We start from the raw sequence: 216 nt of genomic DNA, 5'->3' as shown, positions 1-216 counted from the left end.
GGTGATTAGCTCAGCCGGGAGAGCATCTGCCTTACAAGCAGAGGGTCGGCGGTTCGATCCCGTCATCACCCACCACTTCCTGAGATGTTCCTGGCGCTTCAGGTTTCGCAAGAAGCCGATAGCCAGAGAGGAACGCACTGCGCAGCGGTAGTTCAGTCGGTTAGAATACCGGCCTGTCACGCCGGGGGTCGCGGGTTCGAGTCCCGTCCGCTGCGC

At 61.6% G+C, this 216-nt stretch carries 1 tRNA gene; it reads left to right on the top strand.

The window, feature by feature from the left end:
* The first annotated feature begins 141 nt into the window (after positions 1–141).
* Positions 142–215: transfer RNA gene (locus QQL85_RS26570), tRNA-Asp, on the top strand.
* Position 216 lies beyond the last annotated feature (1 nt).

Source organism: Pseudomonas putida (assembly GCF_030159595.1).
Taxonomy (GTDB): Bacteria; Pseudomonadota; Gammaproteobacteria; order Pseudomonadales; family Pseudomonadaceae; genus Aquipseudomonas; species Aquipseudomonas putida_AC.
The sequence above is the reverse complement of the archived record's forward strand: the minus strand, read 5'-3'. Positions and strand labels throughout refer to the sequence as shown.